The sequence below is a fragment of the Nocardia sp. NBC_01503 genome (assembly GCF_036327755.1).
Lineage (GTDB): Bacteria > Actinomycetota > Actinomycetes > Mycobacteriales > Mycobacteriaceae > Nocardia.
On record NZ_CP109596.1, the window covers coordinates 2,493,333 to 2,513,592 of the forward strand.

Here is a 20,260-nt window from a genome sequence, read left to right on the forward strand (position 1 = left end):
CAGGGCTGCAACCGGTTTGGTGGATCCCTGCCAAAAGCATGCCGGGATGACGGGGACGATCCATGCCGCGGCGGTGAATCCGTATCAGGCGACGGCTGGTGATTCCGTATCAGGCGACGGCGCGCTGGTACACCGCGTTGTCCGGCTTCGGCGGGGGTGGGAAGGCGCGCCGCTGCCGTTCGGCCAGCACCGCTCCCAGGATCTGGACGGGCGGATAGCCGTTCAACGGCGGGGTGCGCAGGCGGTCGCAGACCGTGATCACCAGGGTGCGGCCCAGCCGGTCCTGTGCCTCGGGGGTGAGGGTGCGGACGCGAGTCAGGTACTGGCGCATGGCAATCGCGAGTTCGTCCGGCAGGCCGGTCATATCGAGTTGGCGCGCCCAGCCCTGTAACCGCGGCACCGGAATCACCAGCGCCGCGAAGGGCAGCCGACTGCGATCGTGCACCACCACCGTGCCCGCGAGCGCGTCACCGATGCGGCGGGCATTCGGCGAACACAGCGACACCACCACCGCGATCAACCCGGTGCCCAGAATCCAGAAATCCACGATCCCCGCCAGTCCGCGGGTGACCGCGTGCCGGAAGTCGGTCGGCCCGCCGTCCGCGCACACCACCCGCAGACCCAGCGCCATCTTGCCGAGCGACCTTCCGCGCGTGAGGGTTTCGCTCAGCACCGGATAGCCGATCAAGGTGAACGCGATGACCACCACCAGCATGGTCTCGATCCACGCCGAATCCGCGTCCCAGCGGAGCAGCAGGTACAGGCCGAGGAAGAACAGCATCGCCCCGAAGACCAGTTGGATCATCAGGTCGAGCAGGAACGCCGCGGCCCGCGTGGGGATGCGCGCGATGGGCAGTTCTACGGCGACTGCCTCGCCGGTGGTGAAAAGGGCCATGTCACTCCTGCTGGGGGGCGACTAGCATTCTTCCGAGCCGAGGCACAGGAAGGCAACCGATGGACCTGGACGCGTATACGTTCCTGCACAGACCTTCCTGGGACCGGCTGGATCATCTGGCGACCCGCCGTAAGCGACTCACCGGCGCGGAGACCGACGAACTGGTCCGGCTGTACCGGCTCACCTCACAGCAGCTGGCCCGTCTGCAATCCCGCTCCGCCGACGCCGAATTGGTGGCCGGACTCTCCGCCGTGCTGACCCGGGCGCGCGGGCGGGTACTGGGCGCACGCACCGATACCGCGCGCGAGATCGGCCGCTTCTTCACCCATCGCTTCCCCGCGGCGGTGTACCGCGCCTGGCCCTGGTGGGTTTCGGTGGCGACGCTGTTCCTGCTCGCCTCGACCGTCCTGGGCACCTGGGTGGCGCGTTCGGAGTCGGCCCGGCGACATCTGGGCCTGGATACCGATACCGACCGGTTGACCCGCAAGGGCGGTGAGTTCGAGACCTACTACTACGAGCACCCGCACGATGCCTTCGCCGCCAAGGTGTGGACCAACAACGCCGCGGTCGCGGCCGTCGCCCTGTTCATGGGGGTACTCATCCTGCCCGCGGTCTACGCGCTGGCCATGAACGCGCTCAATGTGGGGGTGAGCGCCGGTCTGATGGCCGACGCGGGCCGACTGGACGCCTTCTTCGGGTACATCCTGCCGCACGGAATGCTGGAGCTGACCGCCATTTTCGTGGCCGGCGGCGCGGGATTGAAACTGGGCTGGACACTGGTGGACCCGGGTGGCGAGAGCCGTCCGCAGGCGCTGGCGCGACAGGGCCGCGCCACCGCCGTTATCGCATTGGGGCTGGTCGGAGTCCTGTTGGTCTCCGGATTCCTGGAGGGATTCGTCACCCCCAGCGGACTGCCGACGGCCGTTCGGATCGGTATCGGCGCGCTCGCCGAACTCGGTTTCCTGGCATATGTGTTCGGTTTCGGCCGCCGCGCGGTGCTGGAGGAGGAGACCGCCGTCACGCGGGAGCACATGTCGGGCAACTTGCCGGGCGGTGAACCCGAAGCGGTTGCGGGAGTGTTCGATTCGACACTGGCGGCAACGGCCCGGAATTGATTTCCACTGGCCGCAGCGAGTCCGGCTCAGCTGCGGCCAGCGTTGCCGATGACTCTACACAATCGTTATGGGTACGCAACCTCCGACCTGCTGGGTGGACGTACGCGGCGACCAGGCGAAATGCCCTTGGCGCGAAGGCAACCCGCCGTGTTCGCTAATTGCTGGCTCACACTTTGCGAGCGGTCTGCGGAGGGTTATGAAACCACCCGCACGGTACCGTTCGGCGACCGAGTTTCGACCCTTCGCACGGACTTCGCGAACACCCCGGACGTCCGGTTTGCCGATTACTACCGCCATTACCCAACATCGGCGGTTCAACCCGCGTTAAGCTGGTGTTTCAGGCCAGCTCGGCACCATTGCCCAGCAGTCGCCGGAGAGTAAACAAACCCCAAGTTTGTTTAACTCAGTTTTGGCTAAACGCACATCAGGCAATGGCTGGAGAAAATCGGGCGCATACTCGAACCGACACCTTCCGGCAATCGATTTTCACCCCTCCGCATAGCGTCGGAGGTCATCCGGCAACGCCCCGGCCGAGGAGTTCACCAGCGTGTCTGCGATCTTCGTCACACCCGATTCGAACCGAGGTGACGGTCGCCTACCCGCGGACACGAAAACGCCGACACCGACACCGAGCGAAAAGCGAAGAGCCCCATCCGGATTCGGATGGGGCTCTTCGTTCTGTGGGCGAAGGGGGACTTGAACCCCCACGTCCTTACGGACACTGGCACCTGAAGCCAGCGCGTCTGCCATTCCGCCACTCGCCCGAGCGACTGGAAGAACGTATCACGGGGTATGCGCCAAAAAGAAATCGCCTGGTTATCGGCGCTGGGGGCGGCCGATGGCGGGACGGGAACCCGGACCCGTTTCCAGGAGTTACAGGTGTGGACGATCGTGGATATCATGCAAAGACCGTGTCCCCGCGGCGACACGCCATGTCCGCGTGTCGCTTGACACCACAGGAGACCAGACACGAAGCGCGCTTCACTCGAGGGAGCGTCCTGACCCGAGAGGAGGGGCGATGGGGATTGTTTCGCGATTCGAACGTCGCCTCCAGGGTGCGGTCGGCGATGTCTTCGCCCGTGTCTTCGGCGGCAGCGTGGTCCCGCAGGAGGTCGAGACGGCCCTGCAGCGCGAGGCCGCGGACCATGTCCAGGACCTCGGTGGGGGCCATCTACTGGCGCCGAACAGCTACGTCATCACCATCAACGAGTCGGACCTGGGGCAGCTCGTCCAGGGCGAGGGACAGGCCGACCACGACCTCGCAGTGCGGGCTTTCGCCAAACACTTACAGGACTACATCCGTGAGCAAGGCTGGCAGACGTACGGCGAAGTGCACGTGGAATTCGAGGCATCCCCTACGCTGCACACCGGACAGTTCAGGACACGCGGTCGAGTGGACCCGGACGCCGTCGGCGGTAGCGTCGACCGCCGGGCGGGTCCGGCGGTGGGACCTGAACGCACACCACGACCCAACCCGCAACCAGGAGCTGGCCCCATGACGCAGAACTCAGGCTACGACCCAAGCCGTGAGCCCGCGGAGTCCGATCCACGTAACCGCGGGTACGCGCCCCCGCCCGCGAGCCGACCCGCTCCGCAGGGCTACGGCGAATACGGCCGCGGCGGTGCCCCGCAGTACCCCGATCAGCAGCAGGGCTACGGCGCTGCCCCCGATCAGCAGGGGTACGGCGAGTACCAGAACGGCTACGACTACAACCAGCCCGGTGGCCAGGGCTACGGCCAGCAGCCGGGTTACGGCGAGCAGGGCTACGGCCAGCAGCCGGGCTATGCCGATCAGGCGTACGGCCAGCAGCCCGGTTACGCCGATCCCGGCTACGGCCAGCAGGGCGGCGGAGGTTACGCCGATCCCGGTTACGGCCAGCAGGGTGGCGGCTATGCCGATCAGGGCGGCCAGCAGGGCTACGGCCAGCAGGGGTACGAGCAGGGCGGCTACGGCCAGCAGCCGGGCTATGCCGATCAGGCGTACGGCCAGCAGCCGGGTTACGCCGATCCGGGCTACGCGGACCAGGGCTACGGCCAGCAGGCCGGGTACGGCCAGGCCGGATACGCCGAGCCGGGTTATGCCGAGCCCGCCGCCGGGTACGGCGACGACCAGTACGGCCAGCAGGCCGGGTACGGCCAGCAGCCCGCCGGGGCCGGTTATGCCGCGCCCGCGCGCAGCGGCTCCGGCTACTCGGCCACGCTGCAGCTGGACGACGGCTCCGGTCGCACCTACCAGTTGCGCGAGGGTTCCAACATCATCGGCCGCGGCCAGGACGCGCACTTCCGGCTTCCCGACACCGGGGTTTCCCGGCGGCACATCGAAGTTCGCTGGGATGGTCAGACGGCCATGCTCTCGGACCTCGGTTCCACCAATGGCACGCTGGTCAACGGCTCGCCCGTACAGGACTGGCAGCTCGCCGACGGTGATGTCATCCGCGCCGGGCATTCCGAGATCCTGATCCGGATCGTCTGATCCCGTAAGCTCGCGGTGCAGATCACGATATGGCTGAATTTTCCTCGGTCGTATCGTGATCGCAACCGGTCAACGGCCCTATGATGCTGCCAATACTCGCGGCTCGACGGGCCGCGCCGACCAGGCGCACCGGTTGGGGGTCGCGGAGCTTTCTCCGTACTGACAGCCCGTACCTACGACACGGTCGAACAGGAGGTGGAGCACCGTGCAGGGATTGATCCTGCAACTGACCCGTGCGGGGTTCCTGCTGCTGTTGTGGCTGTTCGTGTGGGCGGTGCTCCGGACCCTGCGCAGCGATATCTACGCGGCCTCCGGCATCCGGGTGCCGCCGCGGGCCCAAGGCGGCTCCGCGGTGCTCCCCTCCTTGCGCCGAGGCCAGAAGGGCGCCAAATATCTCGTGGTGACTCAGGGTTCACTCGCCGGCACCCGCATCTCACTCGGCTCACAGCCGGTGCTGATCGGGCGCGCGGACGACTCCACGCTGGTCCTCACCGACGACTACGCCTCCACCCGGCATGCGCGCCTGTCGCCGCGCGGGGAGGACTGGTACGTCGAGGATCTCGGTTCCACCAATGGGACCTACCTCGACCGGTCGAAGGTCACCACCCCGGTGCGAGTTCCACTCGGCACCCCCGTCCGTGTCGGTAAGACAGTGATCGAGCTGCGATCGTGACTCTTGTTCTCCGCTACGCCGCCCGTAGCGACCGCGGTCTCGTACGAGCCAACAACGAGGACTCCGTCTACGCGGGCGCGCGTCTACTCGCGCTCGCGGACGGCATGGGCGGCCACGCCGCCGGTGAAGTCGCCTCCCAATTGATGATCGCCGCACTCGCGCATCTCGACGACGACGAACCGGGCGATGATCTGCTCGGCAAACTCGATCGCGCGGTGCACGAGGGCAATGCCGCCATCGCCGATCAGGTCGAGGAGGAACCCGAACTCGACGGCATGGGCACCACGCTCACCGCCATCCTGTTCGCGGGCCGCAAACTCGGCCTCGCCCATATCGGCGACTCCCGCGCCTACATGCTCCGCAATGGCGAGCTCACCCAGATCACCCGCGACGACACCTTCGTGCAGTCGCTGGTGGACGAGGGCCGGATCACGCCGGAGCAGGCACACACCCATCCGCAGCGCTCGCTCATCATGCGGGCGCTGACCGGTAACGAGATCGATCCCACCCTGGTGGTGCGTGAGGCTCGGGCCGGGGATCGGTACCTGCTCTGCTCCGACGGCCTCTCCGATGTGGTGAGCGATGAGACCATCGCCAACACCATGCGTGAGGGTTCGACGGACGAAGCCGCGGACCGGCTCATCGAATTGGCGCTGCGCAGTGGCGGTCCCGACAATGTGACCGTCGTGGTCGCCGATGTCATCGACCTCGACTACGGACAGAGCCATCCCATCGTGGCCGGTGCGGCCTCCGGCGAGGACGAGGACACGCCCCCGCCGAATACCGCCGCCGGACGGGCCGCCGCCATGCGTCCCCCGCGCGCCGCACCGCGCAGAGCCGTCCAGCAGCCCGAGCCGGAGCCGCCGCGCAAGAGTCACAAGTTGCGCTGGATCGCACTGTCGCTCGCGCTGCTGGTCGCCATCGGCGCGGGGCTCACCGTGGGCTACAACATGATTCGCAGCAACTACTACGTGGGCGCGGAGCACGACCGGGTGGTCGTACTGCGTGGTCTGCCGGGTTCGGTGCTGGGTTACTCGATTCGCGATGTCGATCAGATCGCCTGCGTCACCCGCGGCGGTGATCTGCAATTGGCCGCCCCCGGTTCGGATTTCCCGTCCGGATGCCGCGAGCTGCGACTGGTGGACCTCAAGCCGACCGGGCGCGATTCGGTCGACAAGGGCCTGCCGCCGGGCTCCAGCGATGACGCGGTCAAGCAGCTGCAGAGCCTGACCCGCAATGATCTGCTGCCGCCGTGCGAGAAGCCGCAGCCGCCGTCGACGCCGCCGGCCACCCCGCCGTCGAGCGCTCCGCCGGTCGATCCGAACGCACCGGGCACCACCACCACGCCCGCCGCACCCGTCACCACCGCGCCGAGCACGCCCGCGGCGCCCACCACCACGACCGCGCCGCAGACGCCGGGGCAGAACTGCAGGGTGGCGGACTGATGTCCGCACCGGCACCACCGTCCGCTGGGGCCTTTCCCAGTCCACCGGGCGGATTCGCTCCCGCGCCTCCGCCATCCACCCGGCGGAATGTGGAACTGCTGCTGCTCGGGCTCGCGGCGGTGGTCACAACGGTGTCGCTGGTGCTGGTGGAGGCCAGTCAGGAACAGGCGATCACCTGGGAGATCGCCAAGCTCGGTGCCGCGTATCTGGCACTGTTCGGTGTCGCGCACCTGGCGGTACGCCGGTTCGCGGCCTTCGCGGACCCCCTCCTACTACCGATCGTGGCCCTGCTGAACGGGCTCGGGCTGGTGCTGATCCATCGACTCGACCTGGCCGAGAAGCAGGACGCACTCTTCGCCTCACAGCCCATCCCCTCCCCCGACGCGAACCAGCAGGTGCTGTGGACGGGGTTGGGGATGGTGGTTTTCACGGGGCTTCTGATCCTGCTGCGCGACTACCGCACGCTGGCCCGCTACGCCTACACGCTCGGACTGATCGGCCTGGTGCTGCTCGCCATTCCGGCGATCCTGCCGGACCGGTTCTCACAGGTGAACGGCGCCAAGATCTGGATTCGGCTGCCGGGCTTCAGCGTTCAGCCCGGTGAGTTCGCCAAGATCCTGCTGATCATCTTCTTCGCGGGTGTACTGGTCGCCAAGCGTGACCTGTTCACCGCCGCCGGAAAGCATGTCTTCGGCATGGAGCTGCCGCGTGCCCGCGATATGGGTCCGATGCTCGTGGTCTGGATCGTCTGCGTCGGCGTGCTGGTGCTCGAGAAGGATCTCGGCACCTCGCTGCTCATCTTCTGCACGGTGCTGTGCATGCTCTACATCGCCACCGAGCGGGTCGGCTGGGTGGCGGTCGGCACGGTGCTGCTGGCCATCGGATTCGTCTTCGCCTACAACGCCTTCGGGCATGTGCGGGTGCGCGTGGAGACCTGGCTGCACCCGTTCGCGGATTACAACAACACCGGCTATCAGATCTCGCAGTCGCTGTTCGGGCTCGCCACCGGCGGCCTGGCCGGGACCGGACTGGGCAGCGGACGCCCGTCGCAGGTGCCGTTCGCCAAGACCGACTTCATCATCTCCGCCATCGGCGAGGAACTGGGCCTGATCGGCCTGGCCGCGGTACTGATGCTGTTCTGCGTCTTCGTGATCCGCGGACTGCGCACCGCCATCGCGGTGCGGGACAGCTTCGGCAAGCTGCTGGCCGCCGGTCTGGCGTTCACCATCGCCATCCAGCTGTTCGTGGTGGTCGGCGGTGTCACCAAACTGATTCCGCTGACCGGTCTGACCACGCCGTTCGTCTCCTACGGCGGCTCCTCCCTGCTCGCCAACTACGCACTGCTGGCACTCTTGATCAAGGTGTCCGATGCGGCGCGCGCCCCGGCCCCGGTCCGCAAGCGGGCCCCGGAGCCGATCGCGGACGCGCCCACCGAACTGGTACGGCGACCGAAGGGTGGTACCGCGTGAACACACCCCTGCGCCGGGTGGCGATGGCGGTCATGCTGATGATCGTCGCGCTGCTGATCAACGCCACCTACATCCAGGTGCAGTTCGGTCCCATCGGCAAGGCGGACAGTCTGCGCAACGATCCGCGCAACGGCCGGGTGCTGCTGGACGAGTACGCCCGCCAGCGCGGCCAGATCTCCGCACAGGGCACCGTGCTCGCGAGTTCGGTCTCCACCGACGACCGCTACAAATACCTGCGCACCTATCCGACCGATCCGCTGGCGTACGCGCCGACGACCGGTTTCTACTCCATGCAGTACGGCAGCACCGGGCTCGAGCACGCCGAGGACTCGGTGCTGAACGGTTCGGACAATCAGCTGTTCGGGCGGCGCTTCATCGATATGGTTTCGGGCCGGGATCCGCGCGGCGGCAATGTGATCACCACGATCAACCCGGCTATGCAGAAGGTCGCGTATGAGCAGCTGACCGCCAAGGGGTACACCGGTTCGGTGGTGGCGATCGAGCCGAGCACCGGGCGCATCCTCACCATGGTGTCCACACCGTCCTACGATCCGAATCTGCTCTCCGGACATGACGGTGCGGCCGCCTCGCAGGCGTGGCAGACACTTCAGGGCGATCCGCGTCAGCCCATGCTGAATCGCGCTGTGTCGCAGACGTATCCGCCGGGCTCCACCTTCAAGGTGATCGTGACCGCCGCGGCGCTCTCCAACGGCATCGCCAAGCCGGAGGATCAACTGACCGCGCAGCCGCGAATCACCTTGCCGGACACCAGCACCACCTTGGAGAACTACAACGGCAGCCACTGCGGTCCGGGTGACGCGCCCACCGCATCGCTGACCGACGCGTTCCGGTTCTCCTGTAACACCGCTTTCGTTGACCTCGGTATCAAGGTGGGGGCCGCGAAGCTCAAGGACGAGGCGGCCGCGTTCGGTATCGGCACCCATCCCAATATTCCGATTCCGTGGGCGGACAGCACCGTCGGCACCATCCCCGACGCTCCCGCACTCGGCCAGAGCAGCATCGGACAGCGCGATGTGGCGCTGACTCCGCTCGACAACGCGGTCATCGCGGCCACCGTCGCCAATGGCGGCGTCCGCATGCAACCGCATCTGGTGGATCAGTTGCAGGCGCCGGATCTGAGCACCCTGGAGACCGTCAAACCGATGTCGGTCGGGCAGGCGATCAGCGCACCGGTGGCCACCCAGCTGACCAATCTGATGATCGAGTCGGAGAAGAACACCCAGGGAGGCACTCAGCAGCGGGGCTACCAGATCGCGTCCAAGACGGGCACCGCCGAACACGGCAACGATCCGCGGAACACGCCTCCGCATGCCTGGTACATCGCCTTCGCGCCCGCGCAGAATCCGAAGATCGCCATCGCGGTGATCGTCGAGAACGGTGGCGATCGCGCCCTGGCCGCCACCGGCGGTTCGGTGGCAGCGCCGGTCGCGCGCGCGGTGCTCGATGCCGGGCTGGGGGGCTGAACGACATGACAGGGCAAGGTAGACAGGGTCGGAAATGCTGAACAACGGTGCGATGATCGCGGACCGCTACCGGCTGCATCGGCTGATCGCCACCGGTGGCATGGGCCAGGTCTGGGAAGCTCTCGACACCCGGCTCGATCGCCGGGTCGCGGTGAAGGTGCTCAAGGCGGAGTTCTCCGCCGACCCCACCTTCCGGCACCGCTTCCGCACCGAGGCCCGCACCACCGCGCAGCTCAATCATCCGGGCATCGCCGGAATCTACGACTACGGCGAGACCATGGACCCCTCCGGCGGCGAAACCGCCTATCTGGTCATGGAACTCGTGCAGGGCGAACCGTTGAACGCGGTGCTGAACCGGCTCGGACGGCTCTCGGTGCACCAGGGTCTGGACATGCTGGAGCAGACCGGTCGAGCGCTTCAGGTGGCGCACGCGGCGGGCGTGGTGCACCGGGATGTGAAGCCCGGCAATATCCTCGTCACCCCGACCGGTCAGGTGAAGATCACCGACTTCGGAATCGCCAAGGCGGTGGACGCCTCCCCGGTCACCAAGACCGGCATGGTGATGGGCACCGCCCAGTACATCGCGCCCGAACAGGCCACCGGTGAGGACGCCACCTCCGCCTCGGACGTCTACGCGCTCGGCGTGGTCGGCTACGAGGCGCTCGCGGGCGAACGCCCCTTCACCGGTGACGGCGCGTTGACCGTCGCCATGAAGCATGTGCGCGAGGCGCCGCCGCCACTGCCCGCGGACCTGCCGCCGAATGTGCGTGAACTCATCGAGATCACCATGGCCAAGGATCCGACCCAGCGCTTCGCCACCGGCGGCGAATTCGCCGATGCGGTGGCCGCGGTGCGCTCCGGGCGCAGAGCCCACACCCCCGGCGGCGGTAATCCCGCCATCCCCGGCGGCGCGACCAGAGTGCTGCCGCCCGGCCCGACCATGATGATTCCGGGCGCGCGCGGCGATCAGGCGACCACCCGCTATCCGACTCCGCCGCAATCGATGCGGCAGCCCCAGCAACCTCCGATGACCGGCGCCACGGTCATGATGTCGGGTTCGCACACCCAGGCCGGACCGCACACCGTCGGACCCACCCAGGTCGGCGTGCACGGTGAAGACGGCGGCGGCCGCTTCACCAACAGCCAGAAGGCCATGGCCGGACTCGGTGTCGGCGCGCTGATCCTCGGTGCCGCCGCCGCTTTCATCCTGCTCAACAGCTCCTCACCGGAGTCGACGCCGACCACCAGAACCAGTGCCGTGATCGCGCCGCCACCGCCGCAGACCACCACCACCACGGTGCCGCCGACCACCACTCGGGAGAAGCCGGTTCCGCCGCCGCCGACCTACGATCCGACCACCGAGGCGCCGGTCACCACCACCCCGCCGGTCACCACCACCGTGCCGCCCACCACCACACCGCCCGCGACCACCACACCGTCCAAGACCACGGTCCCCAAGACCACGGCCGCGCCGACCACCACCAGTCGCGACGCCCGGCCGCCCTGGGACCTACCATCATGGCCAGCGGTTCCCGGTGGCGCCCGGGGCTACTACGGCTCGCCGAACAGCAGTGATCCAGCCCTCCCCCAAGGACCCTCATGACGACCCCGAAGAATCTCTCCTCCCGCTATGAGCTGGGTGAGATCATCGGCTTCGGCGGTATGTCGGAGGTGCACAAGGCACGCGATCTTCGACTCGGGCGCGATGTGGCGATCAAGGTGCTGCGTGCGGATCTCGCCCGCGACCCCACGTTCTATCTGCGCTTCAAGCGCGAGGCGCAGAACGCGGCGGCACTGAACCATCCCGCCATCGTCGCGGTCTACGACACCGGTGAGGCCGAGATCGACGGCGGCCCACTGCCGTACATCGTGATGGAGTACGTCGACGGCGACACCCTGCGCGATATCGTGCGCGGCAAGGGCCCGATGGCCCCGCGCCGCGCCATGGAGATCATCGCGGATGTCTGTGCGGCGCTGGACTTCTCGCACCGCAACGGCATCGTGCACCGGGATATGAAGCCCGCCAACATCATGATCAACCGCGCGGGCGCGGTGAAGGTGATGGACTTCGGCATCGCACGCGCGCTGGCCGACAGCTCCAACCCCATGACGCAGACCGCGGCGGTCATCGGCACCGCCCAGTACCTCTCCCCCGAGCAGGCCCGCGGCGAACAGGTCGACGCGCGCTCGGATGTGTACTCGGTCGGCTGTGTGCTCTACGAGATCCTCACCGGCGAACCACCTTTCACCGGTGACTCGCCGGTCGCGGTCGCCTATCAGCATGTGCGCGAGGATCCCCGGCTGCCCTCGCATGTGCATCCGGGCGTACCGCGCGAACTCGACTCCGTCGTCCTCAAGGCCATGAGCAAGAACCCGGCCAACCGGTATCAGACCGCCGCCGAGATGCGCGCCGACCTGATCCGGGTGCTGGGCGGGCAGAAGCCCACCGCCCCCATGGTCATGAACGACGAGGACCGCAACAGCTTCCTCGACGACGAGCTGCCGCCGCCGCGCTCATACCGCACGGTGGAGCGCCGCGACGACACCACCGAACAGGAGCTCGTCGAACCCGCAGGCGGCGGTGGCCGCCGGGGCGCACTCGTCGCCGCCGTCGTGGCGGCGATCATCGCGGTCGGCGGCATCATGTTCTGGCTGCTGCTCGGCCCGGGCAGCCATGCCGATCAGATCGCCGTACCCGAGCTGTCGAATCACAATTCCCAACTCGCGCAGCGGGATCTGGAGAGGCTCGGCTTCAGCGTCGCCGTCCAGGAGAAACCGGACAGCAAGATCGCCCAGGGCAATGTGATCGCCACCCAGCCGCTCGGCGGCTCCCGTATCGACAAGGGCAGCACCGTCACCCTGCAGGTCTCCACCGGACCCTCACAGGTCTCGGTGCCGCGCCTGGCCGGGCTGACCCAGTCGCAGGCCGAACAGCAGCTGAATTCCGTAGGGCTGCAAATGAATCCGGATGTACGCCGGGAAGCGTCGAGCATTGACGAGAAGGACAAGGTCACCAGCCAGAGCCCCGGCGAGGCTCAGAAGATCGACGCCGGCGGACAGGTCACCGTCACCCTCGGCTCCGGACCGGAGAAGGTCCGCGTGCCCGATGTGATCGGTCAGCAAATCGAGGTGGCGCAACCCAATCTGGCCGACAGCGCCGGCTTCAAGGTGAGCGTCCAGGAGGTGCCCAACAACCTGCCCAAGGGCACCGTGATCGGCACCAATCCGGCCGCGGGCACCATGGCGGACAAGGGCTCCACGGTCATCGTGCAGGTCTCCACCGGCGACAATATCCAGATGCCGAGCCTGATCGGGCTCACCCCCGCACAGGCCGTGGATATCCTGCGCCAGCGCGGCTGGAACGGGCAGATCACCCAGAACCAGCAGAGCACCCTGGATGCCAGCAGCGTCGGACGGGTCATCGCCCAGCAGCCGACCGCCGGATCCTCGATCGCCAAGAATCAGACGGTGACCATCACGACCGGAGTGCTCTCACTCGGCCCGCCGTAATATCTGCTGTATTTTTGGCCTCCGCTTCGCTCCGGCGGGTCGCGGCCCTGGTGACCCCGCTTCTTCCCTCCCTCCGCTCCTCCGCTTCGCTCCCTCCGCTCCACTCAGTCCAGAAGCGGGGCGGGCCGCGACTTCAGGGCCGAGGTGGGGAAGGGGTCCGCGAGACGACGTACGATCTGCCTCCGCTTCACGTCGGCGGGTCGCGCCCTCGTAACCCACTTGTGCCCCCGCTCCGCTCAGTCCGGAAGCGGGCCACGGCTTCAGGGCGGGGGCTGGGCCGGGCTACAGGTGTAGATGCCGGTTCATGGACATGGCCTCTTCCGCCAGATCGGCGAGTTCGACCACCTCGACGCCGTGTTCACGGAGTTTCTCCACACCCTGGCAGTTATCCACAAACGTCCCCGGCTCGCGCCAGGCGATGACCACGCGCCGAATGCCCGCCGCCAGAATGCGATCGGTACAGGGCGCGCGATCCTGGCTGGCGCGCTGGGCGCACGGCTCCAGGGTGCTGTAGATGGTGGCCGCGGCGAGTCGATCGTCATCGGGCTCGAGTTTGTTCAGCGCGGACTCCTCCGCGTGCACCTTCGCATCGGTCTCGCGGGACCAGCCGTGGATGATCTCCACACCGTCCGCGCCGACGATGACCGCGCCCACCGAGAAGGCGGTCTCGCTGGGCGGGCACAGCCGGGCCAGTCCGATGGCGTGCCGCATCCAGCCGCGATCCGACCGTGCTTCATCCGACACTCGAATCCTCCTTCGGCAGATAGCGCAGTAGCGCGATATCACCGATACGGCCGACCTCGGCCAGCCGCATGCGGTGATTCGGGCCGCCCGGGAAATCGGCGGGGCCCAGAAAACGCGGGGCGGCCGGATCACCGACCATCAGGGGTGCGACGGCCATGCTGATCTCGTCGGCCAGATCGGCGGCCAGGAACGCGGTGTGGACGGCGCCACCGCCCTCCACCATGAGCCGTTCGACGCCGCGCCGCCCGAGATCGTCCAGCAGCGCGGCGAAATCGACTGTGACACCGAGGGATACCACCTCGGCGCGGCAGTCCAATCGGCGTCCGATCCGTTCGGCTCCGGAATCGGTTGTGTAGACGACTCTTTCGCCACCGCAGTGCCACAGCCGCTGTTCGGGATCGAGATCGCCGGTGGCCGTGACGATTACCCGCAGCGGATACTCCGGTTTCCCGTCCGCCACCCGCCGCACCCGCCGGTCGGCGCTGTTGACCAGCAGTCGCGGATTGTCCGTGCGCAGTGTTCCCGCGCCGATCAGAATCGCATCGGACTCCGCGCGCAACGCGTCCACCCGATCGAAATCGGCGGCATTGGACAGCAGCAGCCGATCGGGTCCCGCATCGTCGATATAGCCGTCGATGCTCACCGCCACCGACAGCAGCACATGCGGCCGACCCCGACCAACTGTCATACCAGGGCCGCGACCTCCGCCTCGAGCGTCTCGACCAGGCCCTCCGGCGGGCGCTGCCCGACCACGCCCAGCCAATTCGCGAGCATCCGATGTCCGCCCTGAGTGAGGACGGATTCGGGGTGGAACTGCACACCGTGGATCGGCAGGGTGCGATGCCGCAGCGCCATGACGATGCCGGATTCGGTGCGGCCCAGCACCTCCAGCTCGGGCGGCATGGTCTCCTCGAGCACGGTCAGCGAGTGATAGCGGGTGGCGGTGAACGGATCCGGGAGTCCGGCCAGTACGCCCGCGCCGATATGGAAGACCTCGCTGGTCTTGCCGTGCAGTAGCTCGGGGGCACGGGTCACGGTGGCGCCGAAGGCGACGCCGATGGCCTGATGCCCCAGGCACACTCCCAGGAGCGGCTTCTCGTGCCGGGCGGCGGCCTTCACCAACTCGATGCTGACGCCCGCGCGCTCCGGCGTGCCCGGGCCGGGGCTGATCAGAATTCCGTCGAAGTCCTGTACGACGGCGTCCACATCCGCCAGTTGCGGGTCGTCGTTACGCCAGACGGTCGCGTCCACACCGAGCTGTCCGAGATACTGGACCAGGTTGAACACGAAGCTGTCGTAGTTGTCGACCACCAGAACACGCATGATCTGAGCGTAGTGGGCGCGCCCGCTCACGTCGCATGCAATACCGCCGTTCCGCCTCCCCGAACCTTTGGCGCACGGCAAAGTGCCGTTGACACTCGCGCACGCGTACTGGCGGCAAGGTGCCGAACCGATTTGGACGTACCCGGCGAGTTACCCCCAAGTCGCGAAATCAGTCGTCACGTTCCAGCGCCACAATTGAGCTGGGATAACCTACATCAAGACTGCACGCCGAAACTGAGGACGTCATGCCCAAGTCGAAGGTCCGGAAGAAGACCGACTACACGATCAACCCGGCCAGCCGCACGCCTGTGAAGGTGAAGTCGGCCGGTCCGTCACCGGTCTGGTACGTCTCCATCATGCTGGGCTTCATGCTCGCCGGTCTGGTGTGGCTGCTCGTGTATTACCTGGCAGCCGATCACATCACGTGGATGAGCGATCTGGGCGCATGGAACTTCCTGATCGGGTTCGGCCTCATGGTCGTCGGCCTGATCATGACCATGCGCTGGCGATGACCGCCTTACACGATTGTTATTCATACACACCTGTGGATGAGCTTGTGGACAACTCGAGGAGAGAGTGGGGAAAGTGACCGCTGAGCCCCAACTCTCCTGGTCCACACCCCCGGCCGCACTGGCCGTCTGCGGTATCGGCGGGGTCGTCATGACCGTCGCCGCCTTCGTCACCGATGATGCCCCGGGCCGCCTGCTGATCGGCCTGGCCGCGGCCGGCCTGCTGTTCCTGGCCTTCATGGGAGTGCGGCAGCGCCCGCGCCTGGCCGTGGAGCCCGGACCGGAGCCCAAGATCGTGGTGCGCGGTATCGCCGGACCGCACTACTACACGCCGGAGCAGGTGCTGCGCGCCCGCATCGTGAACTACCGCCGCCTCGGCCGGCGCATGCCCATGCTGGAGATGGATGTGCGGCACGACGGTGAGGAACGGCTCATCATCTTCGGACGCTGGGATCTGGGCACCCGCCCGGAGAACGTCCTGGACACGCTGCGCGCCTACCTCGTCAATCAGTAGGCTCGAGCGACTCAAGTCAGGCTCGGCGCACCCAGCGCGGTCACCAGGATCGCGATCACGCCGACCGCCGCCACCGCGATCCAGCCGATCCGCATGGCCATCGCGGGTGTGCTGGCCCGCAGCCAGCGCGGCAGGTACAGGATTCCGGCGGTGGCCGCCGTACCGGTCAGCAGGCCGCCCAGATGCGCCCAGATCGAGATACCCGGCACCGCGAAGGTGATGATCAGGTTGATCACCAGCAGCACCAGAATCTGTGTCAGGTTCTGCCGCGTCCGCAGCATCACCACCGCCACCGCGCCGAAGATGCCGAAGATCGCGCCGGACGCGCCCGCCGAGGCAGTCCCCGGATCGGAGAACACGGTCACCGCGGCCGAACCGCCCAGCAGCGACACCAGGTACACGCTGATGAACCGCGCCCGCCCCAGCGCCAGCTCACAGTAGGGGCCGAGCACATACAGCGCGAACATATTGGCCAGCAGGTGAATCGGGCCGATATGCAGGAACCCGGAGCCCAGCACCCGGATCCACTCGCCGTGCCCGACCAGTGCGGGCACCAGCATCCAGTCCAGGAACAACCGGGAGAACTTGTTGTCCATCAGGCTGTGCGCCTGGATGGCGGTGATCGCGAAGACGATCACATTCGCGGCGATGAGCGTCCAGGTGACATACGGCTCCGGGCGCTTGCCCGCCACCGCGCCCGCCTGATTGCGCACCGGCCGCACATCGGCGCGGCCCTGTTGCACACACTCCACACAGTGCTGGCCGACCGCGGCCGGGGTCAGGCACTCCGGGCAGGCCGGGCGCCCGCAGCGACTGCACCCGAGACCGGTGGGCCGATCGGGGTGGCGGTAACAACTCTGAGCGGGTTGCTGCGGGTTCATGGCGAATTCTCTTCGGGGTCGGCCTGAGTCAGGCGATGGTGATCTTCTCGATCACGACATCGTCCTTGGGACGGTCATTGCGGTCGGTCGCGACATCGGCGATCAGGTCGACCACCTTGCGCGACTCCGGGTCCACCACTTCACCGAAGATGGTGTGCTTGCGGTTCAGATGCGACTGCGGGCCAACGGTGATGAAGAACTGCGAACCATTGGTCGCCGGACCGGCATTCGCCATGGCCAGCAGGTAGCCGCGGTCGAAGCGCAGCTCCGGATGGAACTCGTCCTTGAACTCGTAGCCCGGCCCGCCGCGGCCGGTCCCGGTCGGATCGCCGCCCTGGATCATGAAACCGTCGATGATCCGGTGGAAGACCGAGCCGTCGTAGAACGGGCCTTCGCTGGTGCCGGAGGCGTTCTTGGTCTTGTACGGCGCGGTGCCGTCGGCCAGGCCGAGGAAGTTCCGCACCGTCGCGGGGGCGTGGTTACCGAAGAGCGCGACCTTGATGTCGCCATGATTGGTGTGCAGCGTCGCAACAGCAGTCTGATTCGGTGAGGTCACGGGCTTCAGCCTAAGTGGTACCGCCGCAGCGACTCCGCAGCGGCAGGAGATAGTCGTCGCGGAGGCGACAACTGATCTCGTACCGCCAGGGGTAACTCGCCGGGTACGGGCCAACTCGGCCACTTCGGATCCGGCGGCCGACGCGACGGTCGTGGCACCCAAGTCAGGCTTAAAGTCTCAGAGAGGCGGACAGCCTGCCCGAATTCGGGCACAAATGTTGGCGAAAGCGTCTCGATAGGGCAGGCTCGGTCCGTGACTGACGGGGTTCCGGCCGATCTGGTGCGCCATGTGGCGGCTTCCACCGGTCTGCCCACCGCCATCGCGGCCCGGGTGGTCGCCGATGTGGTCGGCTACTTCGACGAGTCCGCCGAGGAGTTCGTGCGCCGCAGGCACGCCGAACTACAGCGGCGGCAGGTGCGCAATGCCGAGATCTGGCAGCGCATCGCGACCGAACTGGCCGAGCGCCGCGTGGCCGCCCCCGCATTCACCGAACGGCAACTGCGCCGCATCGTGTACGGCTAGAGGCACCGCCTTACGTAGAGGAGACCTTCGCGCAATGTGTGGAATCGTCGGATACATCGGGCACCGCGAATCGGTACCGGTCCTGCTGGAGGGGCTGCACCGGCTCGAATACCGGGGCTACGACTCCGCCGGACTCGCCGTACCGCATCGCGGTCGACTGCGCATCACCAAAACCCAGGGGCGCGTACAGGATCTGCGCAATCGCGTGGACGCCGAGGGCACCCGACTGCGCGGCACCGTCGGCATCGCGCACACCCGCTGGGCCACCCACGGTGAACCCAGTGATGCCAACGCGCATCCGCACACCGATGGATCCGGGCGAATCGCCGTGGTGCACAACGGAATCGTCGAGAACGCCGAACAACTGCGCGCCGCGCTCACCGCCGACGGCGTCGAATTCCTCTCCGACACCGATACCGAGGCCATCGCGCACCTCATCGCCGCCGCCCTGGACGGCGCCGAAACCCTGGAAGACGCCGTGCGCTCGGCCCTGCGCCACGTCGAAGGCACTTTCGGTCTGCTGGTCCTGGACGCGCGCCGCCCCGACGAACTGGTGGTCGCCCGCAATGGCAGCCCCATCGTGCTCGGTGTCGGCGACGGTGAGATGTTCGTCGCCTCCGATGTGGCCGCGCTGGTGCACCACACCCAGCGCGTGGTCTTCCTCGACGACGGCGAACTGGCCACCGTGCGCGCGGACGAATTCCGCACCAGCACACTCGGATTGGATGCCAGCCGCACCGATAAGACGCCCACCACCATCGATATGGCGGCCGAGGACTACGCACTCGGCGGCTACCCGGACTTCATGCGCAAGGAGATGGCCGAGCAGCCCGACGCGGTCCGTCGCGCACTGCGTGGCCGGCTCGACGAACGCTTCGCCACCGCCATTCTCGGCGGTCTGAATATGGACGCGCGCGAACTGCGCGGTATTCGCAAGGTGGTGTTCCTGGGTTGCGGCTCCGCCTATTACGCGGGCCAGCTCGGTGCCCAACTGGTGGAGGAGCTCGCCCGCATCCCCGCCACCGCCGAACCCGCCTCGGAGTTCCGCTACCGCAATCCCGTGGTCGATCCGGACGCGCTGTACATCGCCATCAGCCAATCCGGCGAAACCCTGGATACTCTTGCGGCCGTTCAGGAATTGCAGCGCAAGGGCGGCCGGGTCATCGGCGCGGTGAACGCGGTCGGCAGCGCCATCGCCCGCGAATGCGGTGCGGGCATATTCCTGCACGCCGGACCCGAGGTATCGGTCGCCTCCACCAAGGCGCTCACCAATATGACCGTCTCCTTCGCCATGCTGGCCCTGCTGCTCGGCCGGGTCCGCGACCTCTCCGCGGCGGGCGGCGAACGCATCGTCTCCGGTCTGCGCGCACTCCCCGATGCCATCGAGGCGGTGCTGGAACAGGACAAGGAGATCGCCGAGATCGCCGAACGCTTCGCCAAGGCGCGCAGCATGTTCTTCGTCGGCCGGGTACGGGGCTGGCCGGTGGCGCGCGAGGGCGCGCAGAAGCTCAAGGAGATCTCCTACATCCACGCCGAGGCGTACCAGGGCTCCGAACTCAAGCATGGCCCGCTGGCCCTGATCGACCCCGAGATGCCCAGTGTGGTCCTGATCCCGGGCGATGAACTGCTCGCCAAGAACATCAGCACCATCGAGCAGATCAAGGCCCGTGGCGGTCCGGTCATCGCCATCACCAATACCGATCTGCCGGACGGCCTGGCCGATGCGGTGATCCGGGTCCCGGCCGTCGCGACCGAACTCGACCCGATCATCCTCACCATTCCGCTGCAACTGCTGGCCTACCACATGGCCATTGCCCTGGATCGGGATGTGGATAAGCCGAGAAACCTCGCAAAGAGCGTTACCGTCGAGTAGCTTTCGCCGTCCATCCGACCGCTACCCCGCGCACCTTTTGGTGCGCGAAACGCTTTGCTGTGCCAAAGTGGTCGGATGGGCATGGGGCGTTTTCGGAATCGGATCATCGTTGCGGCAGTGCTCGCGATCGCGGGCGGTGCCGTCGCATTCTTCGTGAGCCGACGACCCCAACCCCCGGCCCCGGCCGCGGAGCCGCCGCGCCTGGGTTATTCGCGCAACGGCTCCACCCCCACCGCGATCGCGGAATCCACCCACTGAGTGGGTAATTCGCGCA

Annotated in this window: 19 protein-coding genes and 1 tRNA gene; 13 read left to right on the forward strand and 7 right to left on the reverse strand. The window is 67.3% G+C overall.

The features are described from left to right. Positions 1-109: 109 nt before the first annotated feature. Complete coding sequence (locus OHB26_RS11200; protein ID WP_330184116.1) at positions 110-895, reverse strand: RDD family protein; 786 nt, start codon at positions 893-895, stop codon at positions 110-112. Positions 896-954: 59 nt separating this feature from the next. Between OHB26_RS11200 and OHB26_RS11205 the strand changes: the two genes are divergently transcribed. Continuing rightward, positions 955-2,010, forward strand: a complete 1,056-nt coding sequence (locus OHB26_RS11205; protein WP_330184117.1) for a stage II sporulation protein M — start codon at positions 955-957, stop codon at positions 2,008-2,010. A 681-nt stretch (positions 2,011-2,691) separates the two neighbouring features. On the opposite strand, the gene OHB26_RS11210 is transcribed toward OHB26_RS11205, so the two are convergent. Next, positions 2,692-2,774, reverse strand: a tRNA-Leu gene (locus OHB26_RS11210). Between the two features lie 254 nt (positions 2,775-3,028). Between OHB26_RS11210 and OHB26_RS11215 the strand changes: the two genes are divergently transcribed. From OHB26_RS11215 to pknB, 7 genes are all read left to right on the forward strand, one after another. Next, on the forward strand, positions 3,029-4,483 hold the full coding sequence (locus OHB26_RS11215; RefSeq protein ID WP_330184118.1) for a DUF3662 and FHA domain-containing protein: 1,455 nt from the start codon (positions 3,029-3,031) through the stop codon (positions 4,481-4,483). Positions 4,484-4,688: 205 nt separating this feature from the next. Beyond that, positions 4,689-5,156, forward strand: coding sequence for an FHA domain-containing protein FhaB/FipA (locus OHB26_RS11220; protein ID WP_309230329.1), 468 nt, complete (start codon positions 4,689-4,691; stop codon positions 5,154-5,156). Beyond that, the gene (locus tag OHB26_RS11225) at positions 5,153-6,601 is read left to right on the forward strand and encodes a PP2C family protein-serine/threonine phosphatase (RefSeq protein WP_330184119.1); all 1,449 of its coding nucleotides are present in this window, start codon (positions 5,153-5,155) and stop codon (positions 6,599-6,601) included. The genes OHB26_RS11220 and OHB26_RS11225 overlap by 4 nt, the downstream gene beginning before the upstream one ends. Continuing rightward, entirely contained in the window at positions 6,601-8,070 is a 1,470-nt protein-coding gene (locus tag OHB26_RS11230) for an FtsW/RodA/SpoVE family cell cycle protein (RefSeq protein ID WP_330184120.1), read from the forward strand. Before OHB26_RS11225 ends, OHB26_RS11230 begins: the two co-directional genes overlap by 1 nt. Further along, complete coding sequence (locus OHB26_RS11235; protein ID WP_330184121.1) at positions 8,067-9,554, forward strand: peptidoglycan D,D-transpeptidase FtsI family protein; 1,488 nt, start codon at positions 8,067-8,069, stop codon at positions 9,552-9,554. The genes OHB26_RS11230 and OHB26_RS11235 overlap by 4 nt, the downstream gene beginning before the upstream one ends. A gap of 34 nt (positions 9,555-9,588) precedes the next feature. Next, positions 9,589-11,157 (forward strand): protein kinase domain-containing protein, encoded by a 1,569-nt coding sequence (locus OHB26_RS11240; RefSeq protein WP_330184122.1) that lies wholly within the window; start codon positions 9,589-9,591, stop codon positions 11,155-11,157. Beyond that, positions 11,154-13,064: a Stk1 family PASTA domain-containing Ser/Thr kinase gene (gene pknB, locus OHB26_RS11245; RefSeq protein WP_330184123.1), complete on the forward strand. Its 1,911-nt coding sequence runs from the start codon at positions 11,154-11,156 to the stop codon at positions 13,062-13,064. The genes OHB26_RS11240 and pknB overlap by 4 nt, the downstream gene beginning before the upstream one ends. 282 nt (positions 13,065-13,346) lie before the next feature. Here the strand turns inward: pknB and OHB26_RS11250 are convergent, their stop codons facing one another. Genes OHB26_RS11250 through OHB26_RS11260 form a run of 3 tightly spaced genes read right to left on the reverse strand, consistent with a single transcriptional unit; the run spans position 13,347 to position 15,131 of the window. Continuing rightward, positions 13,347-13,808 (reverse strand): dCMP deaminase, encoded by a 462-nt coding sequence (locus tag OHB26_RS11250; protein WP_330184124.1) that lies wholly within the window; start codon positions 13,806-13,808, stop codon positions 13,347-13,349. Continuing rightward, entirely contained in the window at positions 13,798-14,496 is a 699-nt protein-coding gene (locus tag OHB26_RS11255) for a RibD family protein (protein ID WP_330184125.1), read from the reverse strand. The genes OHB26_RS11250 and OHB26_RS11255 overlap by 11 nt, the downstream gene beginning before the upstream one ends. Beyond that, positions 14,493-15,131: an aminodeoxychorismate/anthranilate synthase component II gene (locus OHB26_RS11260; RefSeq protein WP_330184126.1), complete on the reverse strand. Its 639-nt coding sequence runs from the start codon at positions 15,129-15,131 to the stop codon at positions 14,493-14,495. Before OHB26_RS11260 ends, OHB26_RS11255 begins: the two co-directional genes overlap by 4 nt. A gap of 245 nt (positions 15,132-15,376) precedes the next feature. On the opposite strand from OHB26_RS11260, the gene crgA reads away from it, so the two are divergent. Further along, entirely contained in the window at positions 15,377-15,643 is a 267-nt protein-coding gene (crgA, locus tag OHB26_RS11265; RefSeq protein WP_330184127.1) for a cell division protein CrgA, read from the forward strand. 73 nt (positions 15,644-15,716) lie between these two features. Then, positions 15,717-16,154, forward strand: coding sequence for a PH domain-containing protein (locus OHB26_RS11270; RefSeq protein WP_330184128.1), 438 nt, complete (start codon positions 15,717-15,719; stop codon positions 16,152-16,154). A gap of 11 nt (positions 16,155-16,165) precedes the next feature. Here OHB26_RS11270 and OHB26_RS11275 read toward each other — a convergent pair whose 3' ends face one another. Then, on the reverse strand, positions 16,166-17,035 hold the full coding sequence (locus OHB26_RS11275; protein WP_330184129.1) for a rhomboid family intramembrane serine protease: 870 nt from the start codon (positions 17,033-17,035) through the stop codon (positions 16,166-16,168). A gap of 28 nt (positions 17,036-17,063) precedes the next feature. Then, on the reverse strand, positions 17,064-17,591 hold the full coding sequence (locus OHB26_RS11280; protein ID WP_330184130.1) for a peptidylprolyl isomerase: 528 nt from the start codon (positions 17,589-17,591) through the stop codon (positions 17,064-17,066). A 252-nt stretch (positions 17,592-17,843) separates the two neighbouring features. Here OHB26_RS11280 and OHB26_RS11285 point away from each other — a divergent pair, with 252 nt between their 5' ends. The 3 genes from OHB26_RS11285 to OHB26_RS11295 all read left to right on the forward strand — a co-directional run bounded on the left by OHB26_RS11285 (position 17,844) and on the right by OHB26_RS11295 (position 20,244). Then, positions 17,844-18,113: a hypothetical protein gene (locus OHB26_RS11285; RefSeq protein WP_330184131.1), complete on the forward strand. Its 270-nt coding sequence runs from the start codon at positions 17,844-17,846 to the stop codon at positions 18,111-18,113. Between the two features lie 34 nt (positions 18,114-18,147). Further along, complete coding sequence (gene glmS, locus OHB26_RS11290; protein WP_330184132.1) at positions 18,148-19,986, forward strand: glutamine--fructose-6-phosphate transaminase (isomerizing); 1,839 nt, start codon at positions 18,148-18,150, stop codon at positions 19,984-19,986. Positions 19,987-20,103: 117 nt separating this feature from the next. Next, a complete protein-coding gene (locus OHB26_RS11295; protein ID WP_330184133.1) occupies positions 20,104-20,244 on the forward strand; it encodes a hypothetical protein in 141 nt (46 codons plus the stop codon). The last annotated feature ends 16 nt before the right edge of the window (positions 20,245-20,260 follow it).